Consider the following 6,917-nt stretch of genomic DNA (forward strand, 5'->3'; position numbering starts at 1 on the left):
TCGGCGTGAACCCCAAATGGAACCCAATGCAATCAATCGGGACGTGGATATTGGCATCGTGGTGGCCATTGCCAGTGTTCTAATTGTCTTCTCGCTCGTCCTGCTTTTGCTGGACCAGTACCAGAATCGCGCACAGACCAATCACAAGGGGGCGCGGGAACTGGTGCTGATGCATCTCTTCTTGCTGATGGCAACGGCAACGCTGGCATTTGGTGCAACACTGGAATTCTGGCTGGTGGCGACGCTGGTTATTGCGGGTGCCCTTGGCGGCATTCTGTCAGGCTATCTGGCGGGAATGGCGGTGCTCGGGGCGTCTTGTCGCTGGCCCGCTTGGGCCTTGTTCGGGGCCGGGGCAACCCTGACCCAATGCGCAGCCGCGCTTGCCTGGCAAAGCCCTGCTGTCCTGTTCGTTTCCAGTTCTGCAATCAATGGGGTGCTGGGCCTGTGTTTGGCATGGCGGTTATGGCAAACAGCCACATCACTGGATACGAACAGCAAGTTCCTGCTGACCTTGCCGTTTTTGGCGATGGCGCTGGCCTATCTGACCCGCCTTGCAATGGTGATTGGCGGTGCATCCCCCACGGCATTGGTGCTGGCGGGGGCCACGATCGCCTATGTCCTTGCGCTCTTGGCCTGCCTTTCGGTTTTTGCGATGATATCCATCCGGGCACATCGTGTGAACCAAAGCCTTGATTGGGCGGCGCGCCATGATCCGCTGACAGGTCTTGAAAACCGGCGCGCGCTGGCCGAGTTTTCGGCGCAATGGGCAAATTATCAACGACTTCTGCGCCATCGCAAGATCATCTGCGCCTGCATGGATCTTGATCATTTCAAGCAGATCAATGACACGCACGGCCATGCGGCTGGCGATCAGGTATTGCAGGAAATTTCGGTTCGGCTGCGGAACATGCCTGCGGGCGCCCACGGGCGGATTTTTCGCATCGGCGGTGATGAATTCGTGCTGTGGCAAGAAATCTGCCCCGACACCGTGGCAAGAACGCATTTACAGCACCTCTTGCAGCGCTTGTGCATGCCAGTGCAATGGGGCGAGGTCGCCTTGTTTCCCCGGGTGAGCATCGGATACAGCGAATCCCATGTTGCCTTGCCTGTGGACCTGCTGATCAAACGCGCTGATGCTGCACTGTATCAGGCAAAGGCCGAAGGCCGCGGCCGTGTCGCGGGCGACGCAGTCCTTGGTCAACCGCAAAGCTGTGATCAGCCACTACGACTGGTGACGGTCGGGCGGCAATGAAAGATCTGATAGGCATCTGGGTTGATGGTGCGTCGACTTCGGGATTTTCAATATCCTGCGCTGCGGTCGACCAGATGCAAGAATGGTGCCTCGCGTTCACCACGTGCGATATTGTCAGCGATCACCTGTGCGGCTGTGTCCGGCCGGGTGGTCGAGGCGATATGCGGTGTCACCGTCACCTGCGGATGCGCCCAGTAGGGGTGATCGGCCGGTAGCGGTTCTGTGCGGAACACATCAAGTGTTGCATGCCGCACCTGCCCCCTGTCGAGTGCCGCCAAAAGCGCGGCGTCGTCGATCAATGGACCGCGTCCGGGGTTGATCACAAAGGCACCTGGCGCAAGCAGGGCAAGCGTTTTTGCATTCAGGATATCTTCGGTTTCCGGCGTCTGCGGTAACAAAAGGATCACGATCTGTGCGTCCGTCAGCGCAGCAGTCAGCCCATCGTCCCCGTGCAGACAGCGAATATCGCCAATATCCTTTTGTGATCTGCTCCACCCGGTGACGGGAAAGCCCAGGCCATGCAGCGCCTGCCCGCAGGCCACACCCAGCGCCCCGATGCCAAGCACAGTGACAGGCCGGTCTGCGGCCAGCGGTGGATAGCTGTTGTTGCGCCACTTGCCGTCCTGCCCGTGAATGTGGGTATCCATCCCCAAATGGTGCCGCAGGGTATGGCCCACGACCCATTCGACCATGCCGCGCGTCAGCCCGTCATCGACCATGCGCGCCAGCGGCTGGGTCAGGGTGTCGTTATCCACCACGGTTTCGACGCCGGCCCAAAGGCTCATCACCGCTTTGGTGTTGGTATAGGGCCGAAAATCAGTCACCGGGCCGTTGGGTGCAAACACGATGTAATCGACCGCTTCGGGTGCATGATCACGTGATAAGTCCACATCAAGCCCGGCCTTGGCAAAGGCATTGCGTAGCGGGGTTTCGTAGTCGGCCCAGGTTTGGGGCTGGGCAGAGAAAAGAACATTGATCATCAGCGGGGCCTGTGGACATGTGCGCTTTGGACAAGGCCGAATGCCACGAGCAGGACCAGCATCGCCGACCCGCCATAGCTGACCAGTGGAAGGGGCACCCCTACCACGGGGGCCAGTCCGGTGACCATCGCCATATTGACCGCAAAGAACAGGAAAAACGTCACCGCGATTCCCATCGTCAGCAGGGCGGCAAACCTGTCGCGGTTGCTGATCGCCGAAATTATGCAAAACAGGACGATCAGCAGATACAGCGCCAAAAGGGTGATTGCGCCGATAAAGCCGAACTCTTCGGCCAAGGTGGTAAAGATGAAATCTGTGTGTTTTTCAGGTAGAAAGTTCAGCCGCGATTGCGTGCCTTGCATAAAGCCGCGCCCAGTCCAGCCGCCTGATCCCAGTGCGATCTTGGCCTGCGTGATGTGATATCCTGCGCCAAGCGGGTCGTTGGCGGGATCAAGAAAGGTATCGATCCGCCGGTATTGATAGTCTTTCAGCAACTGCCATGGTGCGCCTCGGCTTTGGAATACCGCGACGATCCCGCCGACGCCGGCCCCGATGACGGTCGCAAAATAGGCCCAATGAACGCCGGCAAGAAACATGACGGCACCCCCGCCGGCAAGCAGCAGAATTGCGGTGCCAAGATCCGGTTGCTTGATCACCAAGGCGGTGGGGATCAGGATGAACAGCACCGGCAACAGCACCCACAGCGGGCGCGAGACCCGGTCATTGGGCAGCCAATCATAATAGGCGGCCAGAAACATCACCAGTGTGATCTTGGTCAGCTCGGATGGTTGCAAGCGCATGAACCCCAGATCGATCCAGCGCTGCGCGCCCATGCCAACAGAACCGAAGAATTCGACCGCGAGTAACAGCAGAAGTGATCCGCCAAAGGCAACGCCGGACATGTTCCGCCAGAACCAGATCGGCACCATCGCAACAATCACCATCAGGGCCATACCTGCGGCAAAGCGTTTCATTTGCGGTTCCATCCACGGGGTCGCAGACCCACCCGCTACAGAATAAAGCATCAGGAAACCGGCCGAGGCGACTGCCGTCAAAAGCAGGATCACCGGCCAGTTCAGATAAAGAAGTTTGCGAAATCCGGTGGGAACGGTTTTGGTATTATAGGCAAGATAGCTCATGCGCGGCCCGACCCGGTGGCGCCGGGTGGCACCCGCGCGTTGATCCGTTCCTGCTGGGCCGCGATCCGGTCGCGCACGGCGGCGGGATAGGCATCAAGCGGCGGCGGCCCGCCATAAAGCGCCTGCAACATGATATCGCGCGCAATCGGGGCAGCCGCCGCCGATCCGCCCCCGCCGTGTTCCACCACAACGGACAGCGCGTAGCGCGGGTTGTCATAGGGCGCAAAGCTGACAAAAAGTGCATGATCGCGGCGTTCCCACGGCAGGTCTTCGTTGCGCACGACCCCGGCGGCACGTTCTTCGGGGGTGATCCGGCGCACCTGACTGGTGCCCGTCTTGCCTGCCATCCTGTAGTCTTCCTTCAGGATGCGAGAGCGATACGCGGTGCCGCGCTGGTGGTTACATACATCGTCCATCGAGGCGCGGATGCGGCGCAGCAGGTTTTCGTTCAACCCCAGACTTTCGCCCAGCCCGCCGGGTTGCTCAACCCCGTCAATCAGCCGAACCAACCGTGGCGCCACCGCCCGACCGGTGGCAATTCGCGCCGCCATCACGGCCAGTTGCAAGGGCGAGGCCAGCACGTAACCCTGCCCGATGGAGGCATTGACAGTATCGCCGATCCGCCAGTTTTCACCCCGGACAGATGTCTTCCAGTCTTTGTCAGGCGCCAACCCTTCGGCCACGGCGGACAACGGCAGATCGTGCCGGATCCCCAGACCCAGCTTGCGCGCCATTGCGGCCATCTTGTCGATGCCGACACGCTGTGCGACTTCGTAATAATAGCAATCGCAGGACTGCTTAAGGCTCTCATGCAGGTTGATATTGCCATGCCCGCCGCGTTTCCAGCAGTGAAACCGGATGCCTGATACATCTGTATAGCCCGGACAATAGACCGTTTCATCGGCGCTGATCACGCCATCTTCCAGCGCGGCAAGGGCGGTGATCATCTTGAAGGTTGATCCCGGTGGGTAAGTCCCCTGTACGGCCTTTGCTGCAAGGGGCCGGTATTTGTCCGCGTTCAGGCCGGTCCAATCGCGCACCGAAATGCCCCGCACGAACAGGTTCGGATCGAACGCAGGCGCAGAAGCCACGGCGCGCAGATCGCCGTTTTCAAGATCGATCACAACTGCTGCCGCGCTTTCACCATCCAACCGGGCCTGCACATAGCTTTGCAATCTGCTGTCGATGGTCAGTTGCACGTCCTTACCGGGGATGCCTTCCTGCCGGTCAAGTTCGCGCATGACGCGGCCCACAGCGTTCACTTCGATCCGCCGGTTGCCTGCGCTGCCCCGCAGGGTGCGTTCCAGTTTGTTTTCCGCGCCCGTCTTTCCGATCTGGAATTTCGGGATTTGCAGCAAGGGGTCCTGATCGTCGATCCGGCTCAGGTCATAGTCGCTGACCGGGCCGACATAGCCGACGACATGTGCCACGTCGGCCCCCCACGGATAAACTCGGCTTAACCCCACCTCGGCCGAGATGCCGGGCAGGGCGGGTGTGTTCAGGTTGATGCGCGCCACGTCTTCCCATGACAGACGATCGGTAATTGTCACAGGGACAAAGGGCGACCGGCGCTGCATTTCCTCCATTGCGCGGCTCAGGTCCTCGGGCGCGATCTCGACCAGTTCTGTCAAACGGGCCAGTACCTCACCGACATCGCCTGCGTCTTCGCGTACCATCACGACGCGGTAATTCTGCTCGTTATCCGCAATGGCGATTCCATTGCGGTCAAAGATCAGCCCGCGGGCAGGCGGAAGCAGGCGCATGTTGATCCTGTTTTCCTCGGCCAGCAGCCGGAATTGGTCGGCCTGTTCGATCTGCATGGAGCGCAGCCGCATTCCCAGGGCCCCAACAATCCCCAATTGCGTGGCCCCTACGACAAGCGCGCGGCGGCTGATCATGCGCGAACTGTCAACAATGTCCTTGGGGGTGCGTTTCATAGTTTATGCCCTTTTCCATCAACGGCACCGGGGGCGAGCCGACGAACGCCCAGCAGGTAGTGGCTGACAAAAATGATCAGTGGATAGATGGCGATGGTCAAGACCATCTGGCTGAACGCCAGCCCTAGGGGCGCCTGCGGTGTCATCAGCACGGCCAACACCACGCGATTGGCCAGCGTGATGGCCACAATGCCAAAGGCAATAGTCCCCCATTCCAGCACAAGCGGCATATTGCGCAGCTCGCGCGCACGGCGGCGCAGTGTTTCTGTCAGGATCACGACCAGTGCGGCCCAAAGCCCCGGGGGACGTTGAAATAACAGATCGGCGATCAGGAATAGTCCGGCAATAACCATGACAGGCAAATAGTCAGGTCGGCGCGCGACCCATGCCAACGTAAACGCCAGCAGCAGGTCGGGCGGTGCCCAGCGGGATGGGCGCATATCCAGCGGGACCAGCTGGACAACAAGGATCAAGAATGCCAGCGCCACAAACACCAGCCGTTTGGCCCAGGTCGATGCGGTAAGCACATCACCCATCTGCACGCTCTAATGCGTTCAGGGGGGCAGGGCCGATGAAGCCTGTGCCGGGTGTCAACAGCCCACCGGGATCGGCGATCACCTCGTGCGGGGGGGCGCGCAGCACCCGCAGGAATTCCAGACGCTGGTAATCGGCAGCCAACCGCACCCGCAGTCGCTGATCCACCCCCAGCGCCACCTGACCAACCAGCAGGTCGGCGGGAAAGACGCCGCCGTCGCCCGACGATACAACCCTGTCCCCGGGGCGGATCAAATCGGCGTTCTCCAGAAAGTCCAGTGGCGGGTTCAGTGTGTTGTCGCCTGCCAGAATAGCCTTTTGGCCGGACGGCTGGATTGTCACCGGGATCCTGCTGGAAGTGTCGGTCAGCAGCATCACCCGGCTGGTTTCCTGCCCGACGCCCGCGATCCGACCGACCAGTCCGATGCCGTCCATGGTCGGCCATCCATCGACAATTCCGTCACGCGCGCCAACATTTACCAGAACGGATTGGCGAAAGGGCGAACCACTGTCGGTTATGACCACGCCGGTTACATAAGTCAGTTCGGGGTCAAGGCTCACATTGTTCAACCCCAGCAGCTTGGCGTTTTCCTGCTCCAGCTGCAACGCGGCCTCTTTCCACGCCTTCATCTGCTGCAATTCGCGGCGCAGATCCTGGTTCTGCGCAGCCAGCTGGCTGTAGCTTTGAAAATCGCTGATCAGGTTGGCCATGCCGGTGATCGGCGCCATGGCCCAGTCAAAAGACGGCACCACCTTGTCGATCGCAGCCGAACGGAACCGTTCTACCCTTGGGCTGTCGATCCGCCAGACCAGGAACAGCCCAAACAGCGCCAGCACCAAAAGCCCAACCAGCAATCTGCGGATCGGGCCGATGAAGTCTTCGCTGTTGTTATCGCGTGCGAAGGCGCTCCTCGGTCTCGTGGTTAGCTGTCGTAGTCTATCACATGCCGCAGCTGTTTTTCATATTCCAGTGCCCTACCGGTGCCCAGGGCCACACAATTCAGTGACTCGTCGGCCACCGAAATGGCCAACCCGGTCTGTTCGCGCAGCGCCAGATCAAGCTGACCCAGCAGCG

Annotated in this window: 6 protein-coding genes and 1 pseudogene; 1 reads left to right on the forward strand and 6 read right to left on the reverse strand. The window is 60.3% G+C overall.

What is annotated here, in order from left to right; all coding sequences use genetic code 11:
* Positions 1–16: 16 nt before the first annotated feature.
* The gene (locus ACTG4B_RS12360; RefSeq protein ID WP_439156007.1) at positions 17–1,252 is read left to right on the forward strand and encodes a diguanylate cyclase domain-containing protein; all 1,236 of its coding nucleotides are present in this window, start codon (positions 17–19) and stop codon (positions 1,250–1,252) included.
* A gap of 47 nt (positions 1,253–1,299) precedes the next feature.
* Here the strand turns inward: ACTG4B_RS12360 and ACTG4B_RS12365 are convergent, their stop codons facing one another.
* From ACTG4B_RS12365 to ACTG4B_RS12390, 6 genes and pseudogenes are all read right to left on the reverse strand, one after another.
* Complete coding sequence (locus ACTG4B_RS12365) at positions 1,300–2,232, reverse strand: 2-hydroxyacid dehydrogenase (RefSeq protein WP_439156008.1); 933 nt, start codon at positions 2,230–2,232, stop codon at positions 1,300–1,302.
* The gene (gene rodA / locus ACTG4B_RS12370; protein ID WP_439156009.1) at positions 2,232–3,371 is read right to left on the reverse strand and encodes a rod shape-determining protein RodA; all 1,140 of its coding nucleotides are present in this window, start codon (positions 3,369–3,371) and stop codon (positions 2,232–2,234) included. Before rodA ends, ACTG4B_RS12365 begins: the two co-directional genes overlap by 1 nt.
* A complete protein-coding gene (mrdA, locus tag ACTG4B_RS12375) occupies positions 3,368–5,308 on the reverse strand; it encodes a penicillin-binding protein 2 (protein ID WP_439156010.1) in 1,941 nt (646 codons plus the stop codon). The genes rodA and mrdA overlap by 4 nt, the downstream gene beginning before the upstream one ends.
* On the reverse strand, positions 5,305–5,844 hold the full coding sequence (locus ACTG4B_RS12380; RefSeq protein WP_439156011.1) for a rod shape-determining protein MreD: 540 nt from the start codon (positions 5,842–5,844) through the stop codon (positions 5,305–5,307). Before ACTG4B_RS12380 ends, mrdA begins: the two co-directional genes overlap by 4 nt.
* Complete coding sequence (gene mreC / locus ACTG4B_RS12385) at positions 5,837–6,715, reverse strand: rod shape-determining protein MreC (RefSeq protein WP_439156013.1); 879 nt, start codon at positions 6,713–6,715, stop codon at positions 5,837–5,839. Before mreC ends, ACTG4B_RS12380 begins: the two co-directional genes overlap by 8 nt.
* 50 nt (positions 6,716–6,765) lie before the next feature.
* Positions 6,766–6,917, reverse strand: a pseudogene (locus ACTG4B_RS12390) (rod shape-determining protein); the annotation flags it as partial.

Source organism: Yoonia sp., from assembly GCF_965660735.1.
Taxonomy (GTDB): domain Bacteria; phylum Pseudomonadota; class Alphaproteobacteria; order Rhodobacterales; family Rhodobacteraceae; genus Yoonia.